Below are 18,578 nucleotides of genomic sequence, written 5' to 3'. Positions count from 1 at the left end.
TGCGAAATTACTGAATTATAAGTAAAAATGATAGAAACCAACGGATAATATTTTTCGTACTTCCTGCCATAGAAAAAGATTTTTTTAAATAATTCCTTCGTCCAGCAATCGGTGAATATCGATGATCCCAAAATATTTGCCATTATCGGTTACGATGAGCTGACCAATGTTTTTATCTTTAAGAATTGCCATGGCTTCTTTCGCCAGAGAATATTTGTCGATACTTTTCGGGTTTTTAGTCATAATGTCTTTCGCAGAAATTTTTGAAACATCCTGATCGCTTAGCAACATTCTGCGCAAATCACCATCGGTAATGACACCAATGATTTTTTCCTGTTCGGTCACGACTGTTATTCCGTGCGACGAACTGCTGATGGAAATGATGATCTCGCGGATCCCGGCATTTTCGGAAACCTGTGGTTTTTGGGAAGAAAGAAACTGTTCCACTTTTGCGGTAAGATTTTTCCCCAAGCTGCCACCCGGATGAAATTTCGCAAAATCTTTTTCCTGAAAACCGTTGAGTTCCATCAAACAAACTGCCAAAGCATCGCCCAGCGCCATTTGAACGGTCGTTGAACTTGTGGGCGCTAATTTTATGGGACAAGCTTCCTTTTCTACAGAAGAATCCAAAACAACGGTTGAAAATTCTGCTAATTTTGAAGTTAAATTTCCTGTCATTCCTATTAATGCTGAAGAATAATCCTTTAAAAAGGGTAAAAGGTTTACGATCTCGGGTGAGTTTCCAGAGTTTGAAATACAGAGAATAACGTCGGTTTTTTGAATCACCCCCAAATCTCCGTGGAGCGCTTCGGAAGCGTGCAGAAATTGCGAAGGAGTTCCGGTTGAATTTAACGTTGCCACTATTTTATTTCCAACATGTGCAGATTTACCAATTCCGACGATGATAAGTTTACCTTGGGCTGAATTTATTATCTCTACGGCTTTAAGAAAATTTTCGTTTAAGCGGTTCTTTAATTTTTCCAGTTCAGAAATTTCAATAGAAATTGCATTTTTTGCTAACTGTAAGATTTCGGATTGGTTCATTTTTAGAATTTAGAAAAAAGTTGTTTCTTATAATTAGAGATAAAGGTTTCTTTATGTCCAGAAAATTTTAAAGGTTCAAGATTGTTTTTTTAATTATAATTCTTTAACTTTGGGTAGTATGCAAATTTAATAAACAATTTTAGATGTAAAGCTAAAGTCCAAAAATTTGTACTGCAAAATGGATGTGGAGGAAGCTATTGAAGCTATAAAATTGAAAACAGATGAAAACAAAAAGTACCGATTTATCGAAAGAACTCAAAAAATATTTCGGCTTTTCAAAATTTAAAGGACAGCAAGAAGAAATAATCAAAAATTTATTAGAAGGTAAAGATATCTTCGTTTTAATGCCTACAGGTGGGGGAAAATCTCTCTGTTATCAGCTTCCTGCATTAATGTGCGACGGCACTGCGATCGTTGTTTCGCCTTTAATTGCACTCATGAAAAATCAGGTAGATGCGGTTAATGGACTTTCTTCCCGGGAAGGAGTTGCGCACGTTTTGAATTCTTCCCTTAATAAAACCCAGACGAAGCAGGTTTTTGATGATATTCGAGCCGGTAAAACGAAGTTATTGTATGTGGCGCCGGAATCCTTAATTAAAGAAGAATATATGGAATTTCTGCGTGATGTAGAAATTTCTTTTGTTGCCATTGACGAAGCGCACTGTATCTCGGAATGGGGGCATGATTTCCGTCCGGAGTACCGGAACCTTAAAACTATTATTGATAAAATTGCTGATGTTCCGGTCATCGCTTTAACAGCAACGGCAACTCCGAAAGTACAGGATGATATTCAGAAAACTTTGGGCATGTCCAAAGCCCTGGTTTTTAAGGAAAGTTTCAACAGACCCAATCTTTTTTATGAAGTTCGCCCGAAAGTTAATATAGACAGGGAAATCGTAAAATTTGTCAATAAATATAAAGGGAGATCAGGTATTGTTTATTGTTTAAGCCGGAGAAAAGTGGAGGAATTTGCGCAACTTCTTCAGGTGAATGGAATTAACGCGCTACCGTATCACGCAGGTTTAGATCAGAAAACCAGAGTGATGAATCAGGATAAATTTCTGATGGAAGATGCAGATATTATTGTCGCAACCATCGCTTTTGGAATGGGAATCGATAAACCAGATGTTCGGTTTGTTATCCATTACGATATTCCCAAATCTCTGGAAAGTTACTATCAGGAAACCGGAAGAGCCGGGCGAGATGGCGGTGAAGGATATTGTTTGGCTTTCTACGATCCAAAAGATATCGAAAAATTAGAGAAATTTTTAGCGCAGAAGCCTGTTTCCGAAAGGGAAATTGGATTGCAACTTTTAAATGAAGTCGTCGGTTACGCTGAGACTTCAATGAGCCGCCGACAATATATTTTATGTTATTTTGGGGAACAATTCGATCCAATTAATGGCGATGGTGCGCAAATGTGCGATAATTTTGTAAATCCGCCAATCCTAAAAGATGCAACAAAAGAACTCAAACTGGTAGTGGGTTTAGTAAAAGAACTGGAAGAAAAATTTCGGACAAAAGATTTGATTTCAGTTCTGGTTGGAAAAGAAAATCCGGTGACCAAATCCTATAAATTAGAAACTACAAAGCACTTCGGAATTGGAAAAACGCAGGATGAAAATTTTTGGAAATCCATCATTCGACAAGCCACCGTTCAGAATTTTTTACAGAAAGATATCGAAACCTACGGTGTTTTGAAAGTTACTGAGAAAGGTCAAAAAGTCATCAGCGGAAAAGATCAAAGTTCGTTCCTGATTGCAGAAGACCGCGAATATAATCTGGCGCAAACCAAAGCTGATTCAGATCAGGTTCAGGTTCAGCAAAGTGGAGGCCTGGATGAAAATCTATTTGGTCAGTTGAAGGAACTCCGGAAAACAGTTGCGAAAAAGCAGGGAATTCCACCTTACACGGTTTTCATGGATCCGAGCTTAGAAGATATGACGGTTCAATATCCCATCAGCATTGAAGAGATGGGAAAGATTTATGGCGTAGGAGAAGGAAAAGCGAAAAAATTTGGAAAAGAATTCGCAGATTTCATCAAAAAATATGTTGAAGAAAATGCGATTGAAAGAACGCAGGATATGGTGCTGAAACAGGTTGCTAATAAATCTTCGCACAAAGTATTTATTATTCAAAGCACCGATAAGAAGATCGATCTGGAAGACATTGCAAAAGCGAAAAATCTCTCGATGGATGATTTGCTGAAAGAAATGGAAAGGATTGTTTATCAGGGAACCAAACTGAATATCAATTATTATGTTGACGAAAATTTTGATGAAGATGTAGTGGAGGAATTTATGGATTTTATGAAGGGAAGCGAAAGCGACAGCATGAAAGTTCTTTTGGGTGAATTTGGTGATGATTTAAGTGATGAAGAAGTACGAATGTTGCGTATTAAATTTATTTCAGACGTTGCAAATTAAATAGTGAGTCATGGAAAATTCAATGATAGACATAAAAAATGATTTGATTGAATGGATCGAAAACACTTTTGATCTGGAGATCCTTCAAAAGCTAGTCGATCTGAAAAATGATATTGAGTCATCATCATTAATTTCAGAGATCAATTCTGAAACTAACGTTAAAGAAGATTATGATGAGCAGTTTGCTGCCGGAATGACCTCCGATGAACTCATGGAAAATATTGCAGCTCATATTGAATCTATAGATTCGGGCGAACCTTTACCGGTGGTTTCGGATATTAAATCCGAGTATGCAGTTAAAGATGATTTTGATGAACGGTTTGCGAAGGGAATAAAATCTGAAGATGCTCGAAAAGAATCGAAAATAAAAGTTAGAGAATGGTGGGGGAAATAATTTATTCACCGTCATTTATTGACCAATTAGATCATCTTGCCAAGATACTTTATATGAAACAATATTTTAGTTATTTAGAAGATATAGATAACTACATTGATAAAATTTACGATTTCATAGAAGGTAACATCGGATTTCCCATCTCCAAAAATTCTCCCGAACCTTTTTACAAATTCGGTAAAAGATTTATAAAATACAAAGCCAATAACCGAACAACGTGGTATATATTCTTTGACCAAAAAGACAATCAATTTATTATCAATCACATTGTAAATAACCATTCACAGGACTTTCCGGAATTGTTGTAAATTCGCGGTTAACCGTGTCAAGGTTTCAAACCTTGACACGGTTTTTAAATCCTAAGCATGCAGAAAATCGCTATCTTATTTATACTTCCCGATTTAGAAACTGGCGGTGCAGAGCGAATTGTCACCACGATTGCGAATCATTTGCCACGAGATAAGTTTGAACCAAAAATTATGCTCTTGCGTAAAGAAGGTGGTTATCTGGAATTTCTAAAAGATGATGTTGAGATCATCGATATTGCAACGCCACGAATTCGCCATTCTTTAAGACCTATTTTAAAGGAAATTCGCAAAAGAAAACCTGATATTGTTTTCAGTGGTTTTGGAGAAGTAAATGCTTATCTGGCTTTATTTATTAAATTTTTCCCGAAGACGAAATTCATCGCCAGAGAAACAAATGTCGTTTCTCAACATGTCACCCGAAAGGAAATAAGATTCTTTTACAAGTTCTACAATAACTATAATAAAATTATTTGTCAGAGCGATGACATGCAAAATGATTTGGTTGATAATTTCAAAATTAAAAAAGAAAAATTGATCAAGATCAATAATCCGGTTGATTTTGATTTTATTAATGAAAAACTGAAAATTTCCATTAAACCCGAATCCTTTAAAGAAGATTTTAAAAATATCGTTGCGATCGGAAATCTATCTTCCCGAAAAGGTTTTGATAATCTTTTGAAAGTTTTCAGTCAATTAAAAAATGAAAAGATTCTTCTTCATATTTTAGGAGATGGAAGAGATAAAGAATTGCTTCATCAAATGAAAAATGATTTGGGTTTAGAAAATGTCATGTTTCACGGACAGCAGAAAAATCCTTATCAGTTTTTAAAATTTGCCGATTTGTTTATTCTTTCCTCCCGTTATGAAGGTTTTCCAAATGTTTTATTAGAGGCGGGAGCGTGCAGAACTTATTCTTTGGCAAATAATTGTCCGGGCGGAATTTCTGAAATTATTCAACCTGGAATTAATGGTGAGATTTTAAATATCGAAAACTACAAAGAATTCGCAGATAAGATATTGAGTATTCTTAAGGAGACTCATTATTCTGAAGCCATCAAAAATTCCATTTCTTACCGCTTTTCAAAAGATTTTATTTTAAAGAAATACGAAGATGTTTTCTTAGAAATATGCGATCAACCCTTTCAGCCTTTTAAAGGCTGAAAGGGTTTTAAAATTTAATCCCATTTAAAGCTTTAGAAATTAAAATTTAAATAATTATGATTTTAATCATATTAAAATTTTTACTTTTTGTAAACTTTCATTATTTTTCAAATATTTATTTATTTGATAATCAATATATTAAATTAATATTTTTGTAAACTTTTTTTTATTGAAAGATACTTCAGTATATTTATTTCGTCAAAAAAAATAATTATGCAGTCAACACTCTTTCCAAAAAAAATACAAACTTACACTCACGATGAAGCAATTCAATCATCATTAAAATATTTCGACGGAGACGATTTAGCCGCCAAAGTTTGGGTGAGCAAATACGCCTTAAAAGATTCAGATGGAAATATTTACGAGCAAAATCCGGACGATATGCATCACCGAATCGCATCGGAAATTGCCAGAGTTGAAGCGAAATATCCCAACTCCCTTTCGGAAGAAAAGGTTTTCGATCTGATCAAAAAATTTAAATATATTATTCCACAAGGAAGTCCGATGACTGGAATTGGAAATGATTTTCAAATCGCTTCCCTCTCAAACTGTTTTGTAATCGGCAGCGGAACACAAAGTGATTCCTATGGAAGCATTATGAAAATCGACGAAGAGCAAGTTCAGTTAATGAAACGTCGCGGTGGAGTCGGTCACGACTTGTCCCACATTCGTCCGAAAGGTTCTTCGGTAAAAAATTCAGCTTTAACTTCAACAGGTTTGGTTCCCTTTATGGAACGATATTCCAACTCGACGCGGGAAGTTGCACAAGATGGAAGAAGAGGTGCTTTGATGCTTTCTGTTTCTGTAAATCACCCGGATTCTGAAGATTTTGTAGATGCAAAATTGGAGCAGGGAAAAATTACTGGAGCCAATATTTCCGTGAGAATTGATGATGAATTTATGAAAGCCGTTGTCAATAAGGAAAATTATATTCAGAAATATCCTATACATAGTGCAAATCCGAAATTTCAAAAAGAAATAAAAGCGACTGATCTTTGGGATAAAATTATTCACAACGCCTGGAAATCCGCAGAACCGGGAATTCTTTTCTGGGATACTATTATTAATGAATCTTTGCCGGATTGCTATGCGGACTTTGGCTACGAAACAGTTTCTACAAATCCATGTGGTGAGATTCCTTTGTGTCCGTATGATTCTTGCCGATTGTTGGCGGTAAATCTTTTCTCTTACGTTGAAAATCCCTTTACGAAAAAAGCAAAATTTAATTTTGAATTATTTAAAGAGCATGTTGGCTATGCTCAAAGAATGATGGATGACATCATCGATCTGGAAATTGAAAAAATCGATGCGATTCTTTTAAAAATTGAATCCGATCCGGAAGGAAATGAAATTAAAGCGACAGAGAAAAACCTCTGGACAAAAATCCGTCACAAAACAATTGAAGGTCGAAGAACCGGAGTTGGAATTACGGCAGAAGGTGATATGTTAGCTGCTTTAGGTATTCAGTACGGAAGTAAAGAGGGTAACGAATTTGCAACTTCGGTGCACAAAACTTTGGCTTTGGCGGCTTATCGTTCATCGGTAGAAATGTCGAAAGAAAGAGGAGCATTTGCAATTTATGATGCAAAAAGAGAAGCGAAGAATCCTTTTATTTTAAGAATGAAAGATGCAGATCCGGAACTCTATGAAGATTTGAAAAAATATGGTCGACGTAATATTGCTTTATTGACAATAGCACCAACTGGAAGCACGTCTCTAATGTCGCAAACTTCGTCTGGAATTGAACCTGTATTCATGCCGGTTTATAAAAGACGCAGAAAAGTGAATCCAAATGATCAGGATATTCGCGTGGATTTTGTGGATGAAGTTGGTGATTCCTGGGAAGAATATTTGGTTTTCCACCACCGTTTTAAAGAATGGATGGAAGTTCAGGGAATCGATACCGAAAAAAATTATTCTCAAGAGGAATTGAATAAAATTATTGAGCAATCGCCGTATTACAAAGCGACTTCTAATGATGTGGATTGGTTGAGCAAAGTAGAAATGCAGGGATCGATTCAGAAATGGGTGGATCATTCGATTTCGGTGACGATTAATGTGCCGAATTATGCGACGGAAGAATTGGTGAATCAACTCTACATCAAAGCGTGGGAAGTTGGTTGCAAAGGCGTGACGGTTTATCGCGACGGTTCACGTTCCGGAGTTTTGATTTCGGCAGACGAGAAGAAAGACGAGAAACCTGAAATGATTACGTCAGTTTTTCCAACAAAAAGACCGCATATTTTAGAAGCCGATGTAGTTCGTTTTCAAAATAATAAAGAAAAATGGATTGCTTTTGTCGGTTTAATTGAAGGAAAACCTTATGAGATTTTCACTGGTTTAGCTGAAGATGAAGAAGGGATTTCCGTTCCACGTTGGGTGAATGATGGCGTGATTATTAAAAACCAGGATGAGAACGGAAAATCACGCTATGATTTCCAGTTTAAAAATCAGCGTGGATATAAGACGACGATTGAGGGACTTTCGCACAAGTTCAAACCAGAATTCTGGAATTATGCAAAATTGATTTCCGGAACATTAAGGCATGGAATGCCGATTGAAAATGCGGTGGAATTAATTAACCGTTTAGAACTCGATTCAGAATCCATCAACAACTGGAAAGCCGGAGTTGCGCGTGCTTTAAAACGCTATATCGCCGATGGAACCGAAGCCGCTGGAAAATGTTCGAGTTGTGGTTCGGATCAAGTGGTTTATCAGGAAGGTTGCTTGACTTGCAAGAATTGCGGGAATAGTAAGTGTGGGTAAACTTAAGTTTTTCATATTTATTCAAAGACGCAGCAATGCGTCTTTTTTTTGTCAAATATTAAGGTCTGCTCCAAAGGATTCATGCCATTACCGATTTTACTTTTACGAAACTTAATTTTGGTTGCATCGGCATTCAAAACCTACAAAACTAGTATTGTAATCAGCAATATTATTCGGAAAAATTTTAAAAAAAATATAAAAATTGAAATTTTCTTCTGTTCTATTTTATTAGTCAGTTTGGCAACATGCAAGCAAGAAGTAAAACAAAAAGTGCTTGCGGGTGTTGAAACATCAGCAATTTCTTCAAATAAAATCAATGAAGATGACGCAATACTGGAAGCTTTTGTAGACGATGAAAAAGTAGTTTTTAAAAACAATGTCGATGATGCTGCGAAAAACCTGATCTATTTTGATCATTCAGCAATAGATACGAGTAGTTTGAATTATCAAATCACTTGGGAAAAGGAGTACGGCAGTGTAATTGGAATTGGATTATCTACTGAAGAAGTTGGTACTTACGGTTTTTCCAGAGAAAACAAAAAAATATTTACGGTTGATATAGAAATTGGATATGATGATGATAAAGAACACGTAATCGAGAGAAGTCATATTGGACCAATAACGATAACTAAAAGCGATAATAATCTTATTTCTGGTAATTTTTCGGGTACAGGTTTGAAAATGTTTGATGATCAAACTTTGGAAATGGTTTCCGTAAAAATTCATGGTTCATTTACGAATGTCTTTTGGTTTAGATTCCACAATAGTAATCTTAAAAGCTCTGAATACCCAATTATTTAAATTAAATTTACAGCAAAATAAACAATATGAAAAAAGCACTTATTACATCCATTTTATTATCTGGTTTAATTTCTTTTAATTCCTGTAAGCAAAAAGAAGCTACCGTGGATACACAAACTACCGACGCTGCTTCAACAGAAAAAAATGAAACAGCTCAAGAAACAGCACCGGCAACCAGTTCTCAACCGAAAACGTACCAGGTAACAGCAACGCCAGACACGGTTCTTCTTGGAAAGAACAAAGAGGCTTTGGTAACGTTGATCAACTTAAAAGCAGTTGAATTATCTGATCCTGACGGAAAAGTTACGGGTATTGAAATGTCGTATGGTATTGAATTAACCAACAAAAACTCCATCGCACAAGGTGGTTATATACAGTTAGATGTCTCAAAGTTCAGATTGGTTTTAGACAATGGCTCAAAGATTTCGCATGACAATTATAATGGGGTGAGTGCAAGTGCTGATGAAACACAAACGGTAGAAGGTAACACGTTCAAATTACCAGCGGGAACAAAACCTGTTTCATTAAATCTTTTTTATGATGAAACTATTGTCAATGTAAAATTAGATCTGAAATAAAATATTCTATTTCAATTTAGTAGTAACTTTTTCTATAAATCGCTTGAGTTTAAAACTAACAATTCACTTATTACACAGCGAATTCTATTGAGGTACATTGGTTGAGCAAAGTAGAAATGCAGAGTTCAATTCAGAAAAAAATGTTCGACTTGTGATGCTGACCAATTGGTTTATCAGGAAGGTTGCTTGACTTGCAAGAATTGCGGGAATAGTAAATGTGGGTAATGTCTTTGCGAGAAGTGGAATAAAGTGAAGCGACGAAGCAATCTCAACAAATAGTTTATAGAATAAAAGACGCAATTTTTTGCGTCTTTTTTATTTCAATTTTTTAATCACTTTACTGTCGGTCAAGGATTTCATTTGAGTAATTGCAACTTTGTTAAGTTGGATCAGTCTTTCGCTTTGTGATAATCCTTGTTGAATGAGTAAAGAATTAATACTTTCCAAATTGCTCAGTACAACCAATTGTTCTAAAGTTGAGTCATCTCTTATATTTCTGCTTTTGTCATGATTGTTATCTCTCCATTGTTTTGCAGTAATTCCGAAAAGTGCAACATTCAATAAATCGGCTTCGTTGGCATAAACAAAACTCGTTTGTTGCTTTGTAATTTCTTTTGGAATTAGGTTTTCTTTGATTGCATCGGTGTGGATTTGATAATTTATTTTTGTTAAAGTCCGTTGCAAATTCCATTCTAAGTGAAGACGATCATTTTCATCGTTTTTTAGTCGTTGGAATTCATTTATTAAATAAATCTGAAACTCCGGACTCAACCACATTGCGAAGTGAAATGCGATGTCTTTGTGTGCGTAAGTTCCGCCGTAACGTCCTGCTTTTACAAGCATTCCTATTGCTTTTGTTTTGTCAATCCATTGTCCAACAGACATTATAAATCTGTTTGTTCCCGCTTCTTGCCTAATTACCCCGAATTCGGGGTAATTAAAATTAAGATTGTTTATTTTTTCCCAAACACCCAAATATTCTAAGGTGTTTTTATTGGTTATCCATTTACCAATTAATCCGCTACCTTCTTTGAATGAGGCAGTCATATCTGTCAAACTAATATAATCGGTTTCATTTTGATGAATAACCGTTATCGTTGATTCTTTGACGTTTAATGTTCTGCTTTTTGCCATATCGTGATTTAGTAAACAACGAATTTACAAAATTTAGATATTTATTAGCGAATTGGTTTATCAGGAAAGTTATTTTACTAATAAAAATTAAAGACGCATTTGTTTGTGTCTTTTTTTGTGTCAAAATTAATTTTCTTATGATTTATTTTTCCTGCTCACTTTTCCATTCGTGTTCAATATTGGTCATCAGTAAAGCATTGTCAAAAGTGACAGAGCCTTTTGGAAAGATTTTTTCATTTTCAAAAAAACTTGATTTCACATTTGAAACTTTAAGTGGTTGAACTTCCCAATTGTAGGCCTTTAATCTTAATCCATCAAACTTATTTTTGTTGGGTGAATATCCAAGGTCGCCATTTTCAAAAAAGGTAGAAGCATTTTCTAATGTTTCGAAGATGGAATTATCATTGAATACCTTAGTTTCAGTTGCGTCAATTGATGTTTCGGTGTCGTCTGAACTTTTAAAGTCGATGTGATAATTTGCGTTTGCTTCTTGTACGTTGAATTTTGCTAAATAATGTTTGCCTGGAAATAGTCGACCGCCAACAAATGCGTTTAATTTTAGAGAAGTGTCTCTGCGTGGAATGTAAACGCCCGATTTTGTTTCTTTATTTTCGTCCCATTCAACGGCAATTCTGTGTGCTCCGTTTTCTGAATTGACACCAATGAAGTCAGGAAATCCTTTTGGTTTAATGTCTTTCAGTCTGATTAAACAAATTCCTACAATGGCTTTGTCTTTATAAATTTTTGGTCGAAAAGGAAATGAAATTATTTTCTCCATCGATTTTGGATCAGCGGTAAAGTTGATTAAAATTCTTCTGTCGATGTAGCCGTGTATTGTGGGGATTTTCATTTTAGCTTTGGGAATTCAATTTAAACGATAACTCGAATGGATTTGTGCGGCAGCGTGGGTATTCTGTAGAAAGTAATGTAAATACTTTCATTATTTTCCAATTGATAATTAATTGCTTTTTATAATTTTTATCTTACTCTTCTTAATTTTATATTTGAGAATATTCTTATTTTTCAGTAATTTTTCAAGTTCTAAAACTTTTGTGTCATCGAAATGCGGTCCTAAAAGAATTTCAATATTTTCAAGAGCTTTAGACTTAAAATTTACATCAATAAATTCTGTTTTTATATTAAAATGTTTGACAAAGTCACCAAAAATATTTTCAGCACTTGTTAATGCCTCAAAATCTCCGACAAAAAGCCTATATCTATATTCCTTTTCAAATTTCCAATATCTTAATTTTCGAAGACCTATTAAATATATATTGCTTCTGTAGAAAGGTACTTTATTGCTATTATCGATGATACCAATTCCTTTATATAATTTCGATTTACTATTTACATATTTAATTTTACTTGGACCAAAAACAATTTTTGAATTAAATGTGTCCAACAAATTCGATTTGACTGTATTTAATATTTCTTCCCTTTCAATAGAATATGAATTATTTAAATGTGATTTAATAAAAAAAAATTGATCAATTTTCGTTAAATCCAGATCTTTTTTAAAATTAAATAAATCTATTGGAAGTTTTATTCTAACTCCTTTCAAATCTGAATATAATTTCCACATTGGTAACGCGTCAATTTTTTCAGCTGTCCATGAAGAGGAAAAGACATTTTGTCTAAGATTGATATAATGTTCAGATTCACCTTCAGAAGGATCATTCATTAAATCTAGTCTCTTAAATCTAATAGTATTATTTTGGATAATAAGCAATAAAACCTCTAATGATGTATAATGATATAGGTGACTTGGAATCATATTTTATTTTAATCAAATGGTATAAAAATCAAAGATAAAAATTTAAAACACTCCCTACGCATAACTTTGCTCACTCATATATTTATTTTTCACAATATTCATATACCTCGTTCTGCACATGTAGCATTTCAGCGCATCGCTCATATTGGAAGACTACATTGGTCGCCACTGCTTTGGGATACTTTCTGAGGAATTGTCCTTTTGATTCGGCGAATTCCATGACGATCGGGTTTGATGATCTGCTTTGTAACTTCCATTGATGATTTTAATTCTTAACACTGCAGATAATCAATCAGCAATTTCGTCATGTCTTGCAATGACAATTGAAAAAAATCTCTCCAAATCCACACCATCCAAAGCGAAAATATTTTGTAAATTTGCCCTACTTTTAATTAAATCATAAAAAGATAAATATGAGTCAATTCGATGTTACAGTAATCGGTTCCGGTCCTGGTGGTTATGTTGCGGCAATTAGATGTGCGCAACTGGGTTTCAAAACAGCAATTATTGAGAAATATTCGGTTCTTGGCGGGACTTGCCTCAATGTGGGTTGTATTCCGAGTAAAGCGCTTTTGGACAGTTCGGAGCATTTTTATAACGCCAAACACGCCTTTGCAGACCACGGAATTATCATCAATGATCCTGTGGCAGACTTGTCTCGAATGATTGCGCGCAAAAGTGAAGTGGTAGATCAAACGACGAAAGGAATTCAGTTCCTGATGGATAAAAACAAGATCACTGTTTTCGAAGGGGTTGGAAGTTTCGAATCTGCAACTCAGATTAAAGTGACGAAAAATGATGGTTCTACGGAAACCATCGATTCAAAATATACGATTATCGCGACGGGTTCTAAACCCAGTACGCTTCCTTTTATTACTTTGGACAAGGAAAGAATTATTACTTCTACGGAAGCTTTGGAACTGAAAGAAATTCCGAAACACCTGATCGTTATCGGTGGTGGTGTGATCGGTTTGGAATTAGGTTCTGTTTACAAAAGATTAGGTTCTGAAGTAACGGTAGTAGAATTTATGGATAAAATTATTCCAACCATGGATGCTTCATTGTCGAAAGAATTGAACAAAGTTCTAAGAAAACAAGGAATGAAATTCAACCTTTCTACAGGAGTTCAGTCTGTTGAAAGAAATGGAGATACGGTAAAAGTAACCGCGAAAGATAAAAAAGGCGAAGAAGTAGTTTTCGAAGGAGATTACGTTTTGGTTGCTGTGGGTAGAAAACCTTACACTGACGGACTTGCTGTTGAAAAAGCAGGAGTTGATTTAGACGAAAGAGGAAGAGTTAAAGTGAACGAACATTTACAAACCAATGTTTCGAATATTTACGCCATCGGTGATGTTATCGTTGGTGCAATGTTGGCTCACAAAGCTTCTGAAGAAGGAACAATGGTTGCTGAATTAATCGCTGGACAAAAACCTCATATCAATTATAATTTGATTCCAGGTGTTGTTTATACTTGGCCGGAAGTTGCTGCTGTTGGTAAAACAGAAGAGCAATTGAAATCGGAAGGTGTTGCCATTAAAGTAGGTAATTTCCCAATGCGTGCTTTGGGAAGAAGCCGTGCTTCAGGCGATGTTGATGGTTTCATCAAAATTATCGCTGACGAAAAAACGGATGAAATTTTAGGAGTTCACATGATCGGAGCGAGAGCGGCAGATTTAATCGCAGAAGCGGTGGTAGCAATGGAATACAGAGCAAGTGCTGAAGATATTTCGAGAATGTCTCACGCACACCCAACCTATGCTGAAGCCATGAAAGAAGCGGCTTTGGATGCGACTGGAAAGAGAGCGCTGCATTTTTAAGAGCCAAGATAAAAGTAAAAAGAGCCAAGTATTTAAGTAATTGTGTTATTGAATTATTGAGTATTTGAGTTTTTTCAAATTGAATAATATTAAAGAGAAGTTTCGGCTTCTCTTTTTTTTTAAATTTTAAATTTAATTTCGGAGGTAATCCATTTTCAGAATCCGAAGGATTCAATTTATAATAGCCGTTGGTGAAACCTACGTAATTGAAATATTATAATCCGAAAGATTCAATAACAACACCTTGGGTGAAAGTACGACTTTAAAATATGAACGGAATTGATTATAATTGTCAATATTAAAAAGAAGTTTCGGCTTCTCTTTTTTTTAAATTTGAAATTTAATTTCGGAGGTAATCCATTTCCAGAATCCGAAGGATTCAATTATAATAGGCGTGGGTGAAACCTACGGAATTGAAATATTATAATCCGAAAGATTCAATAACAACACCTTTGGATGAAAGTACGAATTTAAAATATGAACGGAATTGATTATAATTGTCAATAAGAGAAGTTTCTGCTTCTCTTTTTTTTGTTTTGAATTCTTTGAAACCACGAAACCACGAATTTTCTACTTTGGACTTTTATTTTGATGTCACTTTAGGAAGGAGAAAAGGTATATTTTAAATTTCGGTAGGAAAGTAACATCTTGAAAGAAATCAAAAAAAATTCGTGCATTCGTGGCCAACAAGATTTGAGGTATTGAATTCGCTTTGATAATGATTTTTACAGAATGTTAAAGCGGTTTTTACGCAATTAATGAATAATATAGTTATTTGCAATTATTAGAGGAAATAACGTGATAGCCGAACTTTTTGGCATTATTATAGAGTAGTGTTTCGGAACAACCTTTAAAATTTACAAAATGAAAACAATCTTTACTATTGGCGTCTTATTAATGAATCTTAGCGTTTTTGCGCAAGAGGCAGGAAAAGCCGGAGAACTTCTGAAAAATGAAGCGAAAACGACCGAAATGCAAACCCAACGCAACGACGGATTTCGCGGAAGCAACAACAACAACAACAACAACAACAAAGGTTCGGAGCAATCCAATAACCGGATCAAACCGACTTTTAAAAATCCAAAACCCATTGGAAACACTGATTACCGCTGGAATTATAACTACGGAAATTCTGAAGTGTTTCTTAGAATTCCACAAATCGGAAATTATACCGTCGAAATTGCGGATCAGCTGATGAGTAATCCTACGGGGAAATTCAGATTTTTTGAATTAAGATCCGGAACTGTTCCGATTTCTATTTATGAAAACAATTATCTGATTTACAGAACGCAGCTCAGCGTGAGAAATAATAATCGTCTGGTGCTGGATTTTTTTCCGAATCAAGGATTATATCTTTTAGGAAATTATCCGGTACAGAATCAGTCTTACGGAATCGATGAGTGGGACGATGTCTGGAATAATCCTTACGGAAACCAAAACGGCAATTGGAATGGAAATAACGGAAACGGAAATTACAATACGAACGTAATGAACAATCAGGAATTCGGTACTTTTCTTACTGCGTTGAAAAGAAATGCAAGTTTCGACAAAGATAAAATAGCCATGATCTCCTCAATGGCGAGAAATACAAGTTTCTCGGCAATGCAAGTGCAGACTTTGATAAAAGTAATGTCATTCGATGATAACAGATTAGAAGTCGCAAAGCAGCTCTACCAAAACTGTGTCGATCGCCGGAATTACTACATGGTTAATGAGGCTTTTGATTTCGACAGTGCAAGAAGGAATCTCAACGACTATATTTCAAGATTTTAAAAATAAAGAGAAGTTTAGGCTTCTCTTTTTTTTGTGGAAGTTTTTGAAACCGCGAATGCACGAAATTTTTTCTTTATATCTTTTCGCCGTATTTTTCTGTTAATAATTTTACATGATTATTCAATAGATAGGAAACGATTTTGAAATAGCTGTACAGCAAGTATGCTGATTCGTATATTCGTGGCCGTGTCATTTAATGCGACTTTACGTTTCTTCAATTTTAGGTGAGCAATTTCGACTATAGAGCCGATTTTACGTCAGGATCAACTGCGTTGGGTTTCAATTTTGGGAGTGAAAGAAGTTCAGTTTAGAAACGGCATTTCAAACCTTTATTCTTACCTTTGCACCCAATTATCATCATTACGCATTTACCTATGGATCTCGGCAAAACTCAGTTATTAAAAATCGCAGAAAAAAATTATTCCGGCTTATTTTTGGAAGATGAAGACGGAGAGCGAGCATTTTTGCCCAAAATTTTTGCCTCAGAAGATGCGGAAATTGGATCCGAAATGGAAGTTTTTGTTTATCAGGACGACGATAAATTGAAAGCAACCACCGAAAAACCGAATGCCGAAGTGGGGCAATTTGCTATTATGACCTGCGTTCAAAGTTTGCCGGCAGGCGCTTTTATGGACTGGGGAATTATTAAAGATCTTTTTGTACCCTACAAACAACAACGCGCGAAAATCGTAGAAGGAAAACGCTATCTGGTTTACGTTTATATTGATGAGTTTTTAGAATTAATTACGGGAACCACTCGATTCAAGAAAAATCCAAGCTACGAAAATCTTCCTTTTCAAAGAGGGGAGAAGGTGAATTTAATTCTTGCGGGTGAAAGTGAATTGGGTTGGAATGTGGTGATCAATAAAGAATTTCTCGGCTTGATCTATACGTCGGATGTTTATAAAACGCTCTTTCCTCTTTCTGAAGAAATTGGGTTTATTAAAACCATTCGGGAAGACGGGAAGATAGATGTTTCTTTACAACCGGAAGGCTACGAGAATATTGATGAGTTCCAGAAGATCATTTTAGATAAGCTCGATCTGAATTACGGTTTGCTTTATCTTTCCGACAAATCTACGCCGGAAGAAATTAAAGAGGAACTCCAAATGAGTAAAAAGAATTTCAAAAAAGCCATCGGTGGATTATACAGAGACAAAAAGATTGAAATTTCTGACGATAAAATTAAGTTGGTTACCGAAGATTAATTATTACAATATTTAAAAGTTTTTTTTCCTCTAACATGGCGTCCAGTAAAAAACGCTGCTCACTTTTCCATTTTCGATCATAATCTGAATTTCATCATCATATTTTTTATCAAATTTAAGACGCAGTAAAAATGCGTCTTTTTCCTTTAAATACATTTTAAACGCAAGCGGAAAATACTTTTTTAATTCCGTTAAAGTTGTCCTCTCTGAAATTTTAAATTTATCAAATAAGATGAAGTTTTTCGGGTGATTTTTTAGAGCAATACTCTCGAATTCAGCCTTGCCGTCGTAGACGTAAAAGTTCATTCCCTCATTTGAATAGCTTTCCAAGGGAACTTCTTTCCCTTCAACTTTAACAACTGGTCCACATTCAGAAAATTCTTCTACTATTTTTACACCATTCCCTAATTTTTTCAAAAGCAAACTTTTCGAAGAAAACAAGGGAATATCTTTATTAATAAAAATTTTTTCAGCTTTTACGATCTCATAATTCTGTGCGCACAATGAAAAACTAGAAAAGATAAGTGCTGTAATAATCAGTGATAAAAATAAATTTTTGATTTTATTCATTTTTTTTTATTGCATTCATTTTTTGGAACATTGTCTGACTCTCATTCATTTTCAAGGATAATCTTAAAATATTTATTTTTAACTCCATCTTCTGTAAAGTCGCTCGATTCTATGAGATAAAGTGTTTTTTCATCAGACCAAAAAGAATTTCCGACGATACATAGCCAAATTTTTGTAATTTTTTCAAACTCTTTATCTAACTGAATGATCTTTCTATAATCCTCACCAACCTTTTTCTGGATAAAATAAGAAGAGCATTCCTGTCCACCAAAATGACCATTGAGTCTGTATTCCTTTTGAGGCGATGTAGAGATCATATCAGGATTGCCCGCGTTTTCTGTTTCATCCCCATTTGTTAAATTATAACTAACATCGGTTGTATGACCACCCTCAAGTAATAAAATATCATCTTTCGGGAAATAGGCTGCGAAACTGCTTTCTGAAAATTCATCGGTATTCGTCAAAATTTTACCATTTCTAAAATTGATCTGTTTGATCAAATTCATTTCAGTTTCACCATCGTAGGATGTAAATTCAACCCTACCTTTCAGCATTTTGCGTGCTACTTTAAGATCGGTAATCCGTTCGGATTTTTCTGGTTTATAATTTATATTTTCCTTTACAGTATAGAATTCGGCAGAATCGATCTTTTCAATTTGAATTGAAATTTCGTCATCCTTTATTTCAGAAATCGGCGCCTTTTCTATTTTCGTAGTTTGCATAACTACATCGTTTTTTGCAGGCAAAATCTTTTTCTCTTCCTCACAACTGTGGAAAATAACGACTGCGGATAAAATTAAAATGAGAGTTGAATTCTTCATAAA

The 18,578-nt window shown here is 34.9% G+C and carries 16 protein-coding genes; 10 read left to right on the top strand and 6 right to left on the bottom strand.

What is annotated here, in order from left to right; translation table 11 throughout:
• Positions 1 to 84: 84 nt before the first annotated feature.
• Positions 85 to 1,044, bottom strand: coding sequence for a KpsF/GutQ family sugar-phosphate isomerase (locus tag ACZ9HT_RS05725; protein ID WP_476039501.1), 960 nt, complete (start codon positions 1,042 to 1,044; stop codon positions 85 to 87).
• Between the two features lie 221 nt (positions 1,045 to 1,265).
• On the opposite strand from ACZ9HT_RS05725, the gene recQ reads away from it, so the two are divergent.
• The 7 genes from recQ (at position 1,266) to ACZ9HT_RS05690 (ending at position 9,478) form a co-directional block, all read left to right on the top strand.
• On the top strand, positions 1,266 to 3,470 hold the full coding sequence (gene recQ / locus ACZ9HT_RS05720) for a DNA helicase RecQ (RefSeq protein ID WP_476039500.1): 2,205 nt from the start codon (positions 1,266 to 1,268) through the stop codon (positions 3,468 to 3,470).
• 22 nt (positions 3,471 to 3,492) lie between these two features.
• Positions 3,493 to 3,864: a hypothetical protein gene (locus tag ACZ9HT_RS05715; RefSeq protein ID WP_476039499.1), complete on the top strand. Its 372-nt coding sequence runs from the start codon at positions 3,493 to 3,495 to the stop codon at positions 3,862 to 3,864.
• A gap of 53 nt (positions 3,865 to 3,917) precedes the next feature.
• Positions 3,918 to 4,172 carry a hypothetical protein gene (locus tag ACZ9HT_RS05710; protein ID WP_476039498.1) on the top strand — a complete coding sequence of 85 codons (255 nt, stop codon included), beginning with the start codon at positions 3,918 to 3,920 and terminating at the stop codon, positions 4,170 to 4,172.
• Between the two features lie 57 nt (positions 4,173 to 4,229).
• Positions 4,230 to 5,333, top strand: coding sequence for a glycosyltransferase (locus tag ACZ9HT_RS05705; RefSeq protein ID WP_476039497.1), 1,104 nt, complete (start codon positions 4,230 to 4,232; stop codon positions 5,331 to 5,333).
• Between the two features lie 213 nt (positions 5,334 to 5,546).
• Positions 5,547 to 8,099 carry an adenosylcobalamin-dependent ribonucleoside-diphosphate reductase gene (locus ACZ9HT_RS05700; protein ID WP_476039496.1) on the top strand — a complete coding sequence of 851 codons (2,553 nt, stop codon included), beginning with the start codon at positions 5,547 to 5,549 and terminating at the stop codon, positions 8,097 to 8,099.
• A gap of 81 nt (positions 8,100 to 8,180) precedes the next feature.
• A complete protein-coding gene (locus ACZ9HT_RS05695; protein ID WP_476039495.1) occupies positions 8,181 to 8,900 on the top strand; it encodes a hypothetical protein in 720 nt (239 codons plus the stop codon).
• A 26-nt stretch (positions 8,901 to 8,926) separates the two neighbouring features.
• Positions 8,927 to 9,478 (top strand): hypothetical protein, encoded by a 552-nt coding sequence (locus tag ACZ9HT_RS05690; protein ID WP_476039494.1) that lies wholly within the window; start codon positions 8,927 to 8,929, stop codon positions 9,476 to 9,478.
• 315 nt (positions 9,479 to 9,793) lie between these two features.
• Here the strand turns inward: ACZ9HT_RS05690 and ACZ9HT_RS05685 are convergent, their stop codons facing one another.
• From ACZ9HT_RS05685 to ACZ9HT_RS05675, 3 genes are all read right to left on the bottom strand, one after another.
• Positions 9,794 to 10,612: a KilA-N domain-containing protein gene (locus tag ACZ9HT_RS05685; RefSeq protein WP_476039493.1), complete on the bottom strand. Its 819-nt coding sequence runs from the start codon at positions 10,610 to 10,612 to the stop codon at positions 9,794 to 9,796.
• A 142-nt stretch (positions 10,613 to 10,754) separates the two neighbouring features.
• Positions 10,755 to 11,462 carry a DUF2071 domain-containing protein gene (locus ACZ9HT_RS05680; protein ID WP_476039492.1) on the bottom strand — a complete coding sequence of 236 codons (708 nt, stop codon included), beginning with the start codon at positions 11,460 to 11,462 and terminating at the stop codon, positions 10,755 to 10,757.
• Between the two features lie 108 nt (positions 11,463 to 11,570).
• On the bottom strand, positions 11,571 to 12,386 hold the full coding sequence (locus ACZ9HT_RS05675) for a hypothetical protein (RefSeq protein ID WP_476039491.1): 816 nt from the start codon (positions 12,384 to 12,386) through the stop codon (positions 11,571 to 11,573).
• 413 nt (positions 12,387 to 12,799) lie between these two features.
• On the opposite strand from ACZ9HT_RS05675, the gene lpdA reads away from it, so the two are divergent.
• The 3 genes from lpdA (at position 12,800) to ACZ9HT_RS05660 (ending at position 17,184) form a co-directional block, all read left to right on the top strand.
• Complete coding sequence (gene lpdA / locus ACZ9HT_RS05670) at positions 12,800 to 14,203, top strand: dihydrolipoyl dehydrogenase (RefSeq protein ID WP_476039490.1); 1,404 nt, start codon at positions 12,800 to 12,802, stop codon at positions 14,201 to 14,203.
• Positions 14,204 to 15,067: 864 nt separating this feature from the next.
• Positions 15,068 to 15,976, top strand: coding sequence for a DUF4476 domain-containing protein (locus ACZ9HT_RS05665; protein WP_476039489.1), 909 nt, complete (start codon positions 15,068 to 15,070; stop codon positions 15,974 to 15,976).
• A gap of 374 nt (positions 15,977 to 16,350) precedes the next feature.
• The gene (locus ACZ9HT_RS05660) at positions 16,351 to 17,184 is read left to right on the top strand and encodes a CvfB family protein (RefSeq protein WP_476039868.1); all 834 of its coding nucleotides are present in this window, start codon (positions 16,351 to 16,353) and stop codon (positions 17,182 to 17,184) included.
• A gap of 30 nt (positions 17,185 to 17,214) precedes the next feature.
• Here ACZ9HT_RS05660 and ACZ9HT_RS05655 read toward each other — a convergent pair whose 3' ends face one another.
• On the bottom strand, positions 17,215 to 17,754 hold the full coding sequence (locus ACZ9HT_RS05655; protein WP_476039488.1) for a hypothetical protein: 540 nt from the start codon (positions 17,752 to 17,754) through the stop codon (positions 17,215 to 17,217).
• Positions 17,755 to 17,795: 41 nt separating this feature from the next.
• Positions 17,796 to 18,575: a hypothetical protein gene (locus tag ACZ9HT_RS05650; RefSeq protein ID WP_476039487.1), complete on the bottom strand. Its 780-nt coding sequence runs from the start codon at positions 18,573 to 18,575 to the stop codon at positions 17,796 to 17,798.
• Positions 18,576 to 18,578 lie beyond the last annotated feature (3 nt).

The organism is Chryseobacterium sp. UYP7 (genome assembly GCF_056279225.1).
This window is presented reverse-complemented; position numbering and strand designations above follow the sequence as displayed.